At 34.8% G+C, this 16,017-nt stretch carries 14 protein-coding genes; 11 read left to right on the plus strand and 3 right to left on the minus strand.

Annotation, left to right across the window (positions count from 1 at the left end; translation table 11 throughout):
* From DQM95_RS04830 to DQM95_RS04850, 5 genes are all read left to right on the plus strand, one after another.
* A complete protein-coding gene (locus tag DQM95_RS04830) occupies positions 1-747 on the plus strand; it encodes a class A sortase (RefSeq protein ID WP_037592200.1) in 747 nt (248 codons plus the stop codon).
* Between the two features lie 76 nt (positions 748-823).
* Entirely contained in the window at positions 824-1,237 is a 414-nt protein-coding gene (gene gloA2, locus DQM95_RS04835; protein ID WP_037592199.1) for an SMU1112c/YaeR family gloxylase I-like metalloprotein, read from the plus strand.
* A 180-nt stretch (positions 1,238-1,417) separates the two neighbouring features.
* Positions 1,418-2,371 (plus strand): DUF1002 domain-containing protein, encoded by a 954-nt coding sequence (locus DQM95_RS04840; RefSeq protein ID WP_046391275.1) that lies wholly within the window; start codon positions 1,418-1,420, stop codon positions 2,369-2,371.
* A gap of 182 nt (positions 2,372-2,553) precedes the next feature.
* The gene (locus DQM95_RS04845) at positions 2,554-3,483 is read left to right on the plus strand and encodes a metal ABC transporter solute-binding protein, Zn/Mn family (RefSeq protein ID WP_037592197.1); all 930 of its coding nucleotides are present in this window, start codon (positions 2,554-2,556) and stop codon (positions 3,481-3,483) included.
* A 12-nt stretch (positions 3,484-3,495) separates the two neighbouring features.
* Positions 3,496-5,940 (plus strand): pneumococcal-type histidine triad protein, encoded by a 2,445-nt coding sequence (locus DQM95_RS04850; RefSeq protein WP_037592196.1) that lies wholly within the window; start codon positions 3,496-3,498, stop codon positions 5,938-5,940.
* A gap of 34 nt (positions 5,941-5,974) precedes the next feature.
* Here the strand turns inward: DQM95_RS04850 and DQM95_RS04855 are convergent, their stop codons facing one another.
* The gene (locus DQM95_RS04855; protein WP_037592195.1) at positions 5,975-6,697 is read right to left on the minus strand and encodes a DUF554 domain-containing protein; all 723 of its coding nucleotides are present in this window, start codon (positions 6,695-6,697) and stop codon (positions 5,975-5,977) included.
* A 368-nt stretch (positions 6,698-7,065) separates the two neighbouring features.
* Between DQM95_RS04855 and DQM95_RS04860 the strand changes: the two genes are divergently transcribed.
* The 6 genes from DQM95_RS04860 (at position 7,066) to DQM95_RS04885 (ending at position 13,000) form a co-directional block, all read left to right on the plus strand.
* Complete coding sequence (locus DQM95_RS04860; RefSeq protein WP_037592194.1) at positions 7,066-7,779, plus strand: GntR family transcriptional regulator; 714 nt, start codon at positions 7,066-7,068, stop codon at positions 7,777-7,779.
* 115 nt (positions 7,780-7,894) lie between these two features.
* Positions 7,895-9,262, plus strand: a complete 1,368-nt coding sequence (locus DQM95_RS04865; protein WP_037592193.1) for a glycoside hydrolase family 1 protein — start codon at positions 7,895-7,897, stop codon at positions 9,260-9,262.
* A gap of 12 nt (positions 9,263-9,274) precedes the next feature.
* Complete coding sequence (locus DQM95_RS04870; protein WP_037592192.1) at positions 9,275-10,591, plus strand: PTS sugar transporter subunit IIC; 1,317 nt, start codon at positions 9,275-9,277, stop codon at positions 10,589-10,591.
* 16 nt (positions 10,592-10,607) lie between these two features.
* Complete coding sequence (locus DQM95_RS04875; protein ID WP_037592191.1) at positions 10,608-10,925, plus strand: PTS cellobiose transporter subunit IIB; 318 nt, start codon at positions 10,608-10,610, stop codon at positions 10,923-10,925.
* Between the two features lie 245 nt (positions 10,926-11,170).
* On the plus strand, positions 11,171-12,040 hold the full coding sequence (locus DQM95_RS04880) for a VOC family protein (RefSeq protein ID WP_037592189.1): 870 nt from the start codon (positions 11,171-11,173) through the stop codon (positions 12,038-12,040).
* Positions 12,041-12,163: 123 nt separating this feature from the next.
* The gene (locus DQM95_RS04885) at positions 12,164-13,000 is read left to right on the plus strand and encodes a G5 domain-containing protein (RefSeq protein ID WP_037592187.1); all 837 of its coding nucleotides are present in this window, start codon (positions 12,164-12,166) and stop codon (positions 12,998-13,000) included.
* A gap of 47 nt (positions 13,001-13,047) precedes the next feature.
* On the opposite strand, the gene DQM95_RS04890 is transcribed toward DQM95_RS04885, so the two are convergent.
* On the minus strand, positions 13,048-14,526 hold the full coding sequence (locus DQM95_RS04890; protein WP_046389329.1) for a peptide MFS transporter: 1,479 nt from the start codon (positions 14,524-14,526) through the stop codon (positions 13,048-13,050).
* 214 nt (positions 14,527-14,740) lie between these two features.
* Positions 14,741-15,886: a cation:proton antiporter gene (locus DQM95_RS04895; protein WP_046391280.1), complete on the minus strand. Its 1,146-nt coding sequence runs from the start codon at positions 15,884-15,886 to the stop codon at positions 14,741-14,743.
* Positions 15,887-16,017 lie beyond the last annotated feature (131 nt).

Raw genomic sequence — 16,017 nt, forward strand, 5'->3', positions numbered from 1 at the left:
ATGAAAAAGTTTTTACAAAATATTAAAGGGAATTTGCGTTCTCGCAACCTCATAGCTATCATATTATTAATTATTGGTTTAGGACTTATGTTCAACAAAACAATTAGAAACTCAATGATTGCTTGGAATTCAAATAAATACCAAGTACAACATGTTTCTAAAAAAACCATAAAACAGAATGAAAAATCTAAAGGGAATTTTAATTTTGATTCTGTTAAACCAATTTCTACTGATTCAGTATTACAAGCCCAAATGGCCTCACAAAAGTTACCTGTAATAGGTGGTATTGCAATACCAGATATTGGTATTAATTTACCGATATTTAAGGGAGTGGGTAATACAGAATTAATTTATGGTGCTGGAACTATGAAAGAGAATCAAGTTATGGGTGGAGAAAATAATTATGCTCTAGCAAGTCACCATATCTTTGGAATAGCTGGTTCTTCAAAAATGTTGTTTTCTCCTCTAGAGAAAGCAAAAAAAGGGATGAAAATCCTTGTTACTGATAAGGAGAATATTTTTCAATATGATATTGTTTCAATTGAAACAGTAACCCCTGAGCGAATTGATGTCATTGAAGATACTTTAGGAAAAAGTGAAATTACCTTAGTCACTTGTACAGATGCAGAAGCAACTGAACGAATCGTAGTTAAAGGTGAACTAAAAAAAGGAATGGCATATAAAGATGCTCCTGATTCAGTCATGAATGCTTTTAATCATTCTTATAATCAAGTTGCAGTTGAATAATGAATTAGAAGCTATGACATTTCGTCTTAGCTTCTAAAACATTTAAATAAAATTTTCATAAAATATAGGAGTGCAAATGAAATTAGAAGCAGTCCACCATGTGGCCATTATCGTATCAGATTATGAAAAATCCAAAGATTTTTATGTTAATCAACTTGGATTTGAGGTTATCCGAGAAAACCACCGTCCAGAACGACATGATTATAAATTAGATTTAAAATGTGGGGACATTGAATTAGAGATTTTTGGTAATTCAAAAAAAGATCCTCATTATCAAGCTCCTCCAAAACGTGTGGGTCGTCCTGAATGTGATCGCGAAGCTTGTGGCTTAAGACATCTTGCTTTTTATGTTACCAATATCGAAGGCTATGTTGACGAATTAAAGGAAAAAGGAATTCCAGTTGAAGAAATCCGTTATGATGATTATACCGGGGAAAAGATGACCTTCTTTTTTGACCCGGATGGTCTACCTTTAGAATTACATGAATAAGACACAGACCAGGATAACTCCTGGTTTTTCTCTTATGTTTGACCTATCTGTCATCACTTGCTTGAAGTTTTTTAAGCGTTATTTAAAGGAGAACATGCTATAATGAGGTCATTGGATTTATGAAAAACGAAGTTATCATTGACTGTTATGGGTAATGACTAGAATTCAAAGGAGATACTCATGTTTAAAAAGAAATTAATGCTTACAGGTCTTATCCTCTTTTCTGGAATGACCGTTTCAACGGCATCTGCAGCAAGTAATGATGTTCAGTCTGTCATCAATGAAGCCTATGTTCAACCTGATTATGTGCTTGGCTATTCCTTAAGTGAAGAACAAAGAAATCAAACTCTTTCCCTGTTGAATTATAATCAAGGCAGTGACACTCAAATCAAAACCTTAAATACAAGTGCCTATGCGAAAATCATGAATGTGGCGGATGATCCAAGCATCCAATTGTACTCATCAGTCAAAATTGAGAAATTAGGTGCTAAGGAAGTCTTGAAGGTTTCAATTGTGACACCTGAAAATATTACCAAAGTTACAGAGGACATGTATCGAAATGCTGCGGTAACCTTAGGCATTGAACATGCCAACATTAGTGTAGCTTCGCCTATAAAAGTGACGGGAGAATCGGCTTTAGCGGGAATTTACTATTCTCTTGAAGAAAATGGGGCAACTGTTCCTCAAGAAAATAAAGACCTGGCACAAGAAGAATTATCAACCTTATCTGGTATTAATGAAGCCAATGCAGGTAAAGAAGGTTATGATGCTGATAAGCTAAATGTTGCTTTAACAGATATTAAGAAAGCTGTCGCAGAAGGCGGAAAAAACCTCACAAAAGAAGATGTTCAAAAAATTGTAAACGAGACATTGGACAGATATGGGATAAAAGATGCCATGTCATCGGATCAGATTAATCTGATTGTCAATTTTGCTGTAAATTTGTCAAATAGTGGTGTTATTAGCAACACCAACTTTACCAATACCCTACAATCCTTAAAAGATTCTATTGTATCTAAATCAGGTTCTACTTTTAAAGATATCAATCTCAATTTTGATTCCACAAAGGCTATTGAAACGGGTAAAAGCATTTGGCAACAAATCGTAGAATTTTTTAGAAATTTAATAGGATAAACAATGAAAGATGACATATTGTCATCTTTTTTTGATGAATAAAAGATTTTTTAGTCGATTTCGATAGTGAAATGAAGATTTTTTCTTATTTAAAACACATTTTTCTCATTTTCTTCTTGACAAAAGGATTTTTCAAGCTTATACTTAACTGGTTAAGTTAATAGAAGAGAAAGGAGATTAATGTGAAACGAAAATTTCTATCGTTCATACTTGTTTTAACTTTTTTTCTACCATTTCTTGTTGGACTTTCTGCCTGTCAAAAACAGCATGCCAAAAAAGGAGATGGTTTACATATTGTTACTAGTTTTTATCCCATCTATGCTATGACAAAATATATTTCGGGGGATTTAAATGATGTTAAGATGATTCGAACGCATTCTGGTATTCATGCTTTTGAGCCTTCTCCAAATGACATCGCAGCTATCTATCATTCGGATCTTTTTATTTATCATTCCCATACCTTAGAAGCTTGGGCAGGTAGTTTAGATGCAAGTAGTCACCACTCAAAGGTCACCATTTTTGAAGCTTCTCAATCATTACCCTTGGATAGAGTTCAGGGGTTAGAAGATATGGAGGTCGGAAAAGGTATTGATCCAGCTACTTTATATGATCCTCATACCTGGTCAGATCCAATCCTAGCGGCTAAGGAAGCAAAAGCAATTGCAGACAAACTTTCTCAGTTAGATAGTAAACATAAAGAGGATTATCAAGCAAGAGCAAAATTATTTATCAAAGAAGCTAAGGCTATTACGGAAAACTATCGTGAAAAATTTAATAAGCTTAAAAATAGGACATTTGTGACACAACACACAGCCTTTTCTTATCTTGCTAAACGTTTTGGCCTTGAACAGTTAGGTATTTCAGGAATTTCACCTGAACAAGAACCAACAGCAAGACAATTGAAGGAGATTCGAGATTTCATCAAGTCTTATAAAATTAAGACGGTCTTTGTTGAAAAAAATGTTTCTCAAAAAATGGCAAAAACAGTTGCTAAGTCGACAGGAGCACAACTAAAAATGTTAAGTCCCTTAGAAGCAGATCCTGAGAATAACAAATCGTATTTGGAAAATGTTGCGGAAAATCTTGAGATTTTATATCAAGAATTAAAATAATAGGAGGATATCATGAAACATAAAAAACTTATTGGTACTGGTACAGTTCTAGCTCTTCTTTTCAGTGCTTGTGGATACCAATTAGGTCAATACAATGCCAATAAAAACCATGAAAATAGCATTTCATATATTAGTGAAAATCAAAAAACGAAAGTAAAAAAAGATGCTTCTGACAAATCGCCGGATGCCATTAGTCAGGAAGAAGGAATCTCTGCTGAACAAATTGTTATCAAAATTACAGATAAGGGGTATGTTACATCTCACGGGGACCATTATCATTATTATAATGGAAAAGTGCCTTATAATGCCTTAATCAGCGAAGAATTGATTATGAAGGACCCAAATTATGTCTTTGATCAATCTCATGTTATCAACGAAGTTAAAGACGGCTATATCATTAAAGTAGATGGTCGTTATTACTTATATCTCAAAGAAGGTAGCAAGCGAGAAAATGTCAGAACAAAAGAACAAATTGCAGAGCAAGCAGCAAAAGGTGCAAAGGAAGCTCAGGAAAAAGGCTTAACAAAAGGCAAGGCTTCTTTACATTCTGGACATGGTTCTGCGAATACCCAAGCAATAAAAGCAGCTAAACAAGAGGGTCGTTATACAACTGACGACGGTTACATTTTCAGTCCATCGGACGTGATTGAGGATACAGGGGATGCATATATTGTTCCACACGGAAATCATTTCCATTATATTCCTAAAGCAGACTTATCTCCAAGTGAACTTGCTGCCGCACAAGCTTTTTGGGCAGCAAAATCTGGTCAAGGTTCAACGAAACCGTCATTACCAGTAGCAAATCCGATGCCTATAAATGTTGGTGGTTCAGGTTCCCATGGGCAAAATGGTGGTAATGGTAATCATCCCAATACACCAATTTATTATCCACCAGCTATCAATCATCCAGTTCCGGCACCACATCATCCAAATCCAATTACACCTGTTGAACCAAAAAATCCTGATAAGAACAATTCATCAACAGTTATGACATATCAAGAATTGTTGCAAAAACTTTATCAACAGCCTGAAAATAAACGTCATAAGGAAGAAGACGGTCTTATTTTTGATCCTAATCAAGTCACTAAGTTAACCAGTCGTGGCTATGTTATTCCTCATGGTAATCATTGGCATGTTGTTCCAGAGGATCAACTATCACCATTAGAAATTTACTTAGCAAGAATGCATTTATCTGGTCAAAATCACGTTGAAAAAGCTCTTGCGGACCAACTTTTAGGTTTAAATGGCAATCAGACACCTAAACCAATTGATCCAAAACCAATTCAGCCTGATAAAAACGATAAGAAAAAATTGGATTTATTAGATGGTTCGATTAAGAAAACGAAACAAGGATTAGATGGTAAACCATATAGTACTGATGATGGCTATGTCTTCTCAATAGATTCTATAACCTCTTATGATGATGAAGGAGTTATTGCTGATCATGAGGGCCATGAACACTATATTCCATTTAGTGAATTAGAAGATAGTGAATTAAAACAAATCCAAGATGCCATTAATGCTAAAGATAGTGACATTGTAAAAGTGGATGAAACAAAATATAGTAAAGCAGAAATTGATAAAAAACTTCAATACTTAGCTTTACAAAATAATGTTCCGGTAGAAAAACTTAAAGTTACTGGAAATAAAGTCATTATTCCTCATGGTAATCATACCCATACTGCTGAATTAAAAGATATTCCAACAAATCTATTACCTAGTCAGTTTGAAGATCAAGAGGAGTATGAAACATTGATTATGCAATTAAAGATGGGGAAAGCTAAGAAAGATTATCAAACAAGCGATATTATGCGTTCTGGTTCAGAGATAATCATTTATCTAAAAGATGGTACAACAAAACGTGTTCCTTTAAATGACATAAAACTCCCTCTGGATTATCAAGAAGTAGACTTTTCTAAACTTGTAGCGGAAGTTGATCCTAATGATGAGAAATTAGACTATATTGCTAAACAGTATAAGGTTCCGAGAACGCGCTTTATGATTTTAGGTGACATTGTAGTTGTACCAGATAAACCATCAGTTTCTCTTAAATTAGTGAACGTCAATGATCCAATTATCTATACTTTAAATAAAGATTACAAACCGACACCAGTCAAAGAAGAAGAAACAGTTCCTAATAATGAGACAGAAAAAGATACAGAACCTGTAGAAGATAATACGGATGCATCTGAAATACCAGAAACTCCTGTAGATTCCGAAGATAAGGAAGAAGAAGTTGAAGAAGTTGAAGAAGATGACCCTTATGAAATCAAATTACAAAATCTTGCAAAACTATACGGTCTCACTAAAGCTGATTTTCAGCAACGTATCATTCAACTGTCATTTAAATATGGCGTCAGCTTAGAACAAATTACTTTTGGACAACAGTTGACATTTGTTTCAAATGGAAAAACAGTAACTTATGATATTGTTGGAAATAAAGAAATTTCTTCATAAATCAAAAAACCACCTGAAGGTGGTTTTTTTGTCCTTAAAGATAAGCGACTAGTACGGCGAATAAAAGCGCAGGTAGCATGTTGGCCACTCGAATTTTTTTGCCCCAGATAAGATTTAAGCCGACGCAGAAAATGAGGATTGAACCAATCATCGAGATATTTGCTAGGGCTGTAACTGTCATTAAAGGTTCTACCAATTTCGCAAATAAGGTAATGGTACCTTGTATCAGTAAAACAGGAATAGCTGAGAAGGCTGCGCCTTTCCCTAAAGATGTGGTTAAGACGATTACAATAATAAAATCTAATATGCTTTTCGTCAAAAGAATAGAAGGATTTCCAGACATACCATCCTGTATTGGACCGATGATAGCCATTGCTCCAATACAAACGGTGAGTGTAGCTGTTACGAAGGCAACCACAAAACTATTATCCTTTTGACTACCTGTTTTACGCTTCAACCAATGTCCCAGATCATCAAATTTATCTTCGATATTTAGTAATTCTCCTAAAAATGCTCCTAAGGCTAAGCAGGCTACAACCAGTAATGTATGACCATTCGTTAAGGAATCGTTGGAAAGTTTTAGCATGCCAGACATGGCACCTGAAATACCAATAAAAAGAACACTGACACCAGAAGCCATGGTTAAACTATTTTGATGTCTTTCTGTTAAATGATGTCCAAAAAGACTACCAATAATTCCTGCTAAAATAATAGCTAAGGTATCAACTACCGTTCCAAAACCAAAGAAATAAGTCATGATTGTAAGCACCTCCAAAATGCATCTATGGCTATTATACATCAGAAGATAAGGATGTCAACAAAAAATCTAATAATAATAATATCATTAAAAATATAGACTATTCAAAATCGTTTAAAGAGTAGGATAAAGCCTATCATTTAGGCAATTCAAATCATTCAAAAATTATCATTATTTTCTCATAATGATACATTAACCATAGCGTTGCTCATCAATAAAGCCTTTAAAATGTGAAATCATACAAAAATAACATAATGTCTTTCAGAGATTGAAATTTATTCAGAAAGAGAAAAAAGAAAAGTGTCACATTATGCTATAATTAGTCTAGGTAACCTAATGCTGGTATTTGAAAGATAAGGAGTGTCATTGTGAACCCATTTGAGATAATTGCAGAAGATATCCGTTGCAAAATTTTGAGTGAAGTATACAAGCAGGATCAAATGATTCCTGATCAGTTTCAGCTCTCAAAAGAATACCATGTTAGTCGTATGACCATTCAAAAGGCTATCAATTTGCTTAAAATTGAAGGGTTTTTATATTCAAAAAGAGGTAAAGGAACTTTTGTTTCATTCCCTGTTTTGCAGCAAGATAAATATGGTTCTGATGTTGGTAAAATTGTAGGGACTTCAAGTTATTTTTCCAATCAAGGAAAAATGTCCAGTAAAGTGATTTCCTTTGAAGCGAGATTTCCAGAGCAAGAAGAGATGAATAAATTAAAATTACGATCTAATCAAGCTGTTTTTGACATTATTAGACTACGGTATTTGAATCAGGAACCTTTTCATCTAGAGTATTCCATATATCCAATTGATATTATTCCAAATATTACGGATACTGTTTTAGACAATTCCATTTACCAATATATTATAGAAGATTTAAAGCTTGAAATTGGATCGGCTATACGACAAATCAGAGCAGATAAACCAGATCAGTTTGATCATGATTATTTGGAATGTCAGACAAATGACCCTGTTTTGGAAATCGAACAAGTTGTCTTTTTAAAAGATGGTAGACCCTTTGAATATTCACAAACAAGAGCAAGGTATGATAAAGCAACTGTCAATTACATTGATTTTAGATAAGTAATAGTTTATGTAAAGGACCGCCTTTACATGAAAAAGAAGTGACCTATGCAAAGGGCACTTCTTTTTATATACTGATATTGAAAACGATTACAAAAATAAAAAGGAGAAAAAAATGGAAAAGTTCTTTTGGGGAAACTCGGTCTCCAGTATGCAAACCGAAGGTGGATGGAACCAAGGTGGAAAGTCATTATCAGTCTACGATATCAGAGAACCTAAGGATGGTCTAAGTGATTGGCATTTTGCTAATGATAATTACAATCATTACACACAAGATTTTGATTTTATGCAAGATTTAGGAATGAATATGTATCGCTTCCAAATTTCCTGGTCCCGTGTCGTAAAAGATGGTGATGGCGATTTTAATGAAGAAGGTATTGCCTACTATTCTCAATTTATTGATGATCTAATAGCGCGTGGCATAGAGCCTATGATTTGTTTATATCATTTTGATATGCCTTTACATTTAGCCAGAGACTATAACGGCTTTATGTCAAAACATGTTAAAGATGCTTTCATCCGTTTTGGTAAAGAAATGGTGGATCGTTTTAGTGAAAAAGTCAAATATTGGATTACTTTTAATGAGCAAAATATTTTCCATTTCAGCGAAGGTTTTAACATTTCAGGTTATGAACAAGGTGAAAAATCAATACAAGATCTCTATCAAATAGCTCATAATGTCATGGTTTGTCATGCTGAAATTTGTAACTATATTCATGAAAAGACCGATGCTAAAATTGGCGGTATGCTTGCCTATTCTGAAGTTTATCCAGCAACTTGTGATCCTGAAGATGTGAGAGTAGCTCGAGAATGGGATGAATTTGTAAACCATACTTTAGTAGAATGTTTTGTCAATGGACGTTATTCCAAACAACATTTAGCTTATGCAAAAAATAATGGCATTGATATGGGAATTATTGAAGGTGAGATGGAAAGCATCAGCAAGATGCAAAGCGACTTTATGAGCTTTTCATATTATAGTTCAACAACCATTTCAGCAAAGCTAATTCCAGATGGAACCGCGCCAAATTTTTATCTTGACTTTGGTAAAGTCGAAAATCCATATATTGGAACCACGGAATGGGCTTGGCAAATTGACCCTCAAGGTTTCAGAGATGTTCTCAACAAACTTTATCAGAGATATCACATTCCAGTCTTCCCAATCGAAAATGGCATAGGCGTCAGAGAGACTTGGGACGGTGAAAATCCAATCCAAGATGATTATCGAATTGACTATCATAGAGACCATTTAAAAGCAATGTATGATGCCATGAATAAGGATGGTGTCGAAATCATAGGTTATCTTGGATGGGGCTTGATCGATATTTTAAGTTCTAAGGGCGATATGGAAAAACGTTACGGTTTAGTTTATGTCAATCGTAGTAATCAAGACTTAAAAGATATGAAACGCGTTCCTAAAAAGAGCTACGCTTGGTTTAAAGAAGTGATAGCAAGTAATGGTGCATCACTCTATAAGAATTAAAGGAGTCTAGAAATGGGAAACAATTCAAAAGTGGACAAATTTTTAGAAAAATTTGCAGAATTTTCAGCTAAACTTGGCAATCAGATTCATCTGAGAACATTGCGCGATGCTTTCACAACCATTATGCCTCTATTTATTTTGGCAGGTTTAGCAGTTCTTTTAAATAATGTTATATTTACAACTTTCTTTAAAGGAGAAACATTAGCTCAATTTCAATCCTATGGTAACATGCTAACAAACGGCTCTCTAAACATCGCAGGACTATTAGTAACACCATGTATTGCTTATTTCCTATCTCTTCATCGTGACTTTGACAAACCCATTAGTTCTATTGCGGTATCTCTAGCCTCTTTATTTGTCATGCTTCCTATGGAAAAATCGATATTACCATTAGCAGCCAAAAAAGCAGTAGATGTTTCTGGCTTAGTCACTTTTGATGAAATTGGTACAAAAGGACTTTTTGCAGGAATCATCATAGGAATGTTAGCAACGGAAATGTTTATAGCTTTAGCAAAAAGTAATAAGTTTAGAATTAATTTGGGAGAAGATGTACCCCCGGCAGTTGGAGAATCATTCTCGACTATGATTCCTTTAATCATTACCGTTTCCTTCTTTGCTTTAATCTCAGCCTTGCTTTTAAACCTATTCCATACAGATATGGTGACTATCATTACGAATTTGGTTCAAGAGCCACTCAGACGAGTAAATACTTCCTTGTTTGGCTATCTGCTTATTTATTCAACAGGTAACTTCTTATTTACACTAGGTATCCATCAATCTGTCATTAATTCAACCTTAACAGAACCAATGATGCTTTTAAATATGAACGAAAATATGGCAGCTGCTCAAGCAGGTAAAGAAGCCCCACATATTTTAAACTCGGCTTTCCAAACTTGCTATGCTCAAATGGGTGGAACAGGTGGCACCTTTGCATTAATCTTAATCGTACTCTTGGCTGTTAATTATAAACCTTTCAAAGATATTATCAAATTATCTGTTGGACCAGGCTTATTTGAAATTAATGAACCGATCATCTTTGGATTTCCAATTGTCTTCAACTTACCAATGATTATCCCATTCGTATTAAGTCCTGTTATTGGAGCCATAATTGGTTATTTTGCAACTGTCATTGGATTTGTAAAACCACTGACGGTCATGGTCCCTTGGACCACACCACCCCTCATTAGCGGATTCTTGGCTTCACAGGGAGACATTAAAGTTGTTATTTTACAAATAATCATCTTAATTGTGACAGGCTTGTTCTATTGGCCTTTCGTTATTGTCGCTAAAAAAGCAGCTATCAAACAGTCTGAATTAGAAGTCGAATAATAGTAGGAGATAAATGATGAAACAAGTAATGATATTTTGCAACGCAGGGATGTCTTCTTCGCTGATGGCTAAAAAGGTAACGGATTTATTGCAAAAAAAAGGACATGAGATTCACGTCGATGCCACAACAACCAGTGATGCTAAAAATATTGTCAATAAGAATTTTTATGATTTGTACCTTGTTAGTCCACAAACAAAAATGTATTTTAAACCTATAACTGAATATGCAGAGCCACATCAAAAACCGGTAGATAATATTCCATTTAATGCCTATGTTCCAACACCAGCAGGATTGGAAAACTTATCTAAGATTATTTTGAAGCATATTGGTTAATGAAATTTCATTTGGTTTTTGAATCTTATCCCTAAAAAGCCTCATTAGAGGCTTTTTGAATTTATAACTTTAACTCTAATCTTGAATTTGTAATCATTATTGATTATTAAAAAATCTCTTCATTACAATGTATACATAACTATAATTATGCAACAAATAATACGACTCAAATTTCTCGTTTTTTTAGGACTAATAGGGTATGATGAGTTCAGGATATTTTTAAGAAAGTTTGATTGGTGTCTTATATGAAATGTGTTCCTCATTTATGGTTTGATGACAATGCTGTTGAAGCTGTGGCTTTTTATTGTTCTCTTTTTGAAAACAGCCGGCTTCAGTGGCAGTATTCTATTAAGGACACACCTTCTGGGGAGTGTGATTTATTAGCTTTTGAGCTTGATGGTCAGGCTTTTTCAGCTATCTCAGCAGGGCCATACTATCAGTTGAATGAATCTGTCTCAATTATGGTTACCTGTTCGTCACGCGCTGAAGTGCTCCGCCTTTACCAAGCCTTTATGAAAAAGGGAGATTTTTTAATGCCCTTGCAAGAGTATGCTTTTAATCCTTATTACGCTTGGGTTCGGGATGCTTTTGGTGTGACTTGGCAGCTGCTTTTAGATGAAAATCAGGAGTCTTTCTATCAATTTGATTTTTGCCTTCTTTTCGCTTCGGAAAACTGTGGCAAGGCCAGCGAAGCCTTGGATTTCTATGCTGCTCTTTTTGATACTTCTATTGAAAGCATCGCTCTTTATCAAGAAGGTCAAGCTCATGAAGCACGCGCAAAGGTTTCCTATGCGTCCTTGAATTTGGGAAGTAATCGTTTGGTTCTGATGGATCATGCTTATACTGGCGATAAGCTTTTTAATGAGGCTTTTTCCTTTATGATCCTTTGTGACAGTCAGGATGAGATTGATTTATACTGGCAAGCCCTATCAGCAGTGCCAGAGGCAGAACAATGTGGCTGGTGTAAGGATTCCTTTGGACTTTCCTGGCAAATTCTTCCTTCTTGGTTAATGTCTCTTTATGAAAATAGCCAAGCTGAAAAATTAAATAAGATTCAAAAGAAACTTTTAAAGATGAGGAAAATCGATAGTCAATCCTTAAAGGATGAACTGTAAATCATTATCGAATCAAAGGAAATCATTACTTTTTTGTAATATAGAATACGCTAGCTTTATGCTATAATAAAGGATATGATATGATTAACGCATCAAAAATAAGAAATTTATTAGGAGTATGAGATGTCTAAGCCAATGACAAAGAAAAAAAAGGCTATTTTTATTCAAAAGTCTGTAAAACCAATTTTAGGTTTTACCTTCGGAGCCCTATTATTATCAACTGTTTTTACACCTTCCGTATTTGCTGAAGAAGTAGCGTCTTCATTAGGGCACGCAACAAGTGGTTTGCTGTCTGTATCAGTTCCCAAAGAATTAACCAGTCTTGAGACAACGACCTACTTAATGGCAAGTGAGTCTCCAAGTAACACTCTAACTTCGGATACCATTTCTAGTGATAATGGAGGGACGGTTTCAAATCCAAATGAAATAGTAACCACAGAGACAACCAGCGAGGCGATTCCTTTCGACACAGAAGTCATTCAAAATCCGGATTTACCTATAGGTGAGATTAAGGTAGTTCAAGAAGGAGTAGCTGGTGAAGTAACAGTTACAAAGACAACCACAACTATTACTCAAAATGGTGTTTCTCAGTCAACTACAACTGAGTCAAGGGTACCTGTCAAAAAACCTATTAATAAAATTATTGAAGTCGGTGCAAAAGAGATTAGTACAAGTCCAAGTAGTTCAGATGTTATTACAGTCAGTCCATCACCCTCTTCAACTTCATCAGAGTCTAATCAGCAAGGTTCGTTAACTCCGGCCCCTAAATCACGTCAAAATAGTCAGGAAAAGAAAGGTAGTCAGACTAAAAAATCCAAAGATGACGCCAAAGAAAAAGAGGGGGATAAGAAAGAACTTCCCCCAACTGGCTCACAAGAAAGTGGCATTTTTTCTCTATTTTCTGCACTTATTAGCACAGCTTTAGGTCTTTTCCTATTAAAATCAAATAAAAATGATTAATGATATTAAAAAACGGATTCCATAAGGAATCCGTTTTTTTGTATTCATTATTTAATACCAGCCATTAATTTATCAATACGAGGCACATAGAAGAAGAGTAGGAAACCAAATAAGATGGTAATAGTACCTACGATACCATAATAGGCCACTTCATTGCCAGAAGTATAGAATTTAACAATTTGTGCATTGATGGCTTGTGCTGATGCATTACTCAGGAACCAGATGGACATCATTTGTGCTTGGAAAGCTTTTGGTGCTAATTTCGTAGTTATAGAGAGTCCAATAGGTGAAATTAACATTTCAGCAACAATAACAATTGCCCAACTGATGATAAGCCACATTGGACTTACTTTAGCATGGACACCAAATAGCATTCCAGGAAGCATCATCCAAACAAATGAAAGACCAGCAGCAATTAAGCCATAAGCAAATTTTTTAGCTGCAGATGGTTGTTTTTCTCCTAATTTAGCCCAGAACCAAGCAAAGAATGGTACATAGAGCATGATAAAGAGTGGATTAATACTTTGGAAGTAAGATGATGGGAAGTTGATATGGTGACCAAATAGATTGAAATATAATCTGGTCTGTTCATCAGCAAAAAGCGCTAAAACAACAGATCCTTGTTCTTCAATAGACCAGAATAAGATAGAAGCAATAAACAAGGGAATATAAGCCCAAACACGTGAACGTTCCGTTTCTGAAATCTTATTACTGCTTAAAATTTTTATGAAATAGTAAATTGGAATAATAATAGCAATAGCTGTAAAGATATTAATAATGGTATTAATGGTTAAAAGATTAACCAATTTCAAGAAGGCAAGTATAATGGCAACGATAATTGAAACCACGAGTGCTTTCTTCTTAAGTTCAGCTTTTTCGTTTTCAGATAGTGGATCAGTTGGGTGTAAACTTGATTCTGGTAAATATTTTTTACCATCAATAACATATTGAACTAATCCAAAAAACATACCAACAGCTGCTAGTGAAAATCCAAGATGGAAATTAATTTCTTGACCAAGGTAACCAACGAGAGCTGGTGCCACAAAAGCTCCTAAGTTAATTCCAAAAACAAAGATACTAAAACCGGCATCGCGTCTTAAATCTCTTTCGTCATAAAGGCTTCCTACCATATCAGATACATTTGGCTTTAAGAAACCTGTCCCTAAGATAATCAATGCAATCGAAATAAAGAGTGCTGTCTTACCAAATGGTGTCGCTAAGGCGATATGTCCTATCATGATCAGAATGCCACCATAAAGAACAGATTTACGGCTTCCAAGAATTCTATCACTGACAAATCCACCAATAACAGAGGCTAAGTAAACGAGTGAACCGTAGATAGCCATTATAGAAGCAGCAGTTACTTTATCAAAACCAAGTCCGCCTTGGCTGACACTATAATACATGTAGTAGAGTAAGATGGCTCGCATGCCATAGTATGAAAATCTTTCCCACATTTCAGTGAAAAAGAGAGTGGACAAACCACGAGGATGTCCAAAAAAGGTTTTTGATTCGTTATGATTCATTTTAATCCTATTCTCCTTCATTTTAACCACTAAATAGAATACCCTAAAGGTGTTATGATGTCAATCTCATCAAGTGAAAATATCTGATAATTTTTATTAAAAAAGTCGGATAAAAACCCATGTTTTTAGTTGATTGTATGAGACTTTCGGAACTTTTTAGATTGGTATAGATAACTATGTAAAGACATCAGGTAAAAAACGAATAAAAAAGCCATTAAGGCTTTTCTGAATGAAAGGAAATTTTTAAGATAAATGGAGCAATGATGGTGGATAAAATAACGACTAAAACCAAGATGGAATAGAGGTCTGTCGAAATAAGTTTTTCAGCAAGGCCAATTTGAACAATAATTAAAGCCATTTCTCCACGACTAACCATTCCACCACCGATGGTTAGAGATTCTTTTTTCGTAAAGTGAAAAGCTCTAGCGACATAATAACAAGGAATGAGTTTGGACAGGGCTGCTAACACGGTAAAAATGATGATCAGCCAAACATGTTCAAAGATACCATTTAATTGCAAAGGTAGTGAAATCGAGGCAAAGAAAATTGGAATGAAAAACATATAGGAGAATTGAGCCACTTCATGGGTAATTTCTTCAGCTTTTCGTGTTTGACCTATGGCTAGGCCGGCAAAGAAAGAGCCAATAACCGAACTCATTCCAACTTTAGTTGCTAGTATTGACATACTAAAACACAAAATGAGTGCTAAAAAGGTATCTTTTTCAAAATAATCCATTTTTTCTGTAAATCTATAAATGGCGGGAACAATATATTTGACTAATAAAAGTAGGAAAAATAGGAAAAGTACTTGTAAGACCATTTGCCAAATCAATTGACTGGAACTTCCAGAACCATTTGTCGTTGAAACAAAGAGACTTAGGAGCAGGACTGCTAAGATATCATCAGCAACGGCCGCACCTAAAATGACAGCACCAGTATCTGTTTTAACTTTATTATATTCCTGAAGCACTTCAACAGTTATTGAAACACTTGTTGCAGCAAAGACGATACCGTAAAAGACTGATATTTGGGTCGGATAGCCTAAGAATTGGGTGTAAAGATAAAAAAGTGCTACTGGAATGAGAACCCCTGAGACAGCGACAACTAAACTGGGTCTCAGATATTTTTTTAGCAATGCCAGATTTGCTTCGAGTCCTGCTAAAAACATGAGAAGAATGACACCTAATTCAGATAAAAAATGTACCATTTCCCCTTGGTGTACAAAATTAAGAAAGCTAGGTCCAATAACAATACCAACTAATAACTGACCGACAACAGCAGGAATACCTACTTTTTTGGAAAGCTCAATGGCTAAAAAACTTGATACCAAAATAATTGTAATTTGTAAAAGTTCTTGCATAAATCCCCCATAATATAGATTGTGACAGGCTTTATTATACCATGATGAGAAGATTAAAAAAAGAATGCTGTCTGTTCTAAAATGGTATTTATCATAAAAATAATCCTTAGCTTAGAGTACCTGATTCATTC

It is taken from the genome of Streptococcus uberis (assembly GCF_900475595.1).
GTDB classification, from domain to species: Bacteria; Bacillota; Bacilli; order Lactobacillales; family Streptococcaceae; genus Streptococcus; species Streptococcus uberis.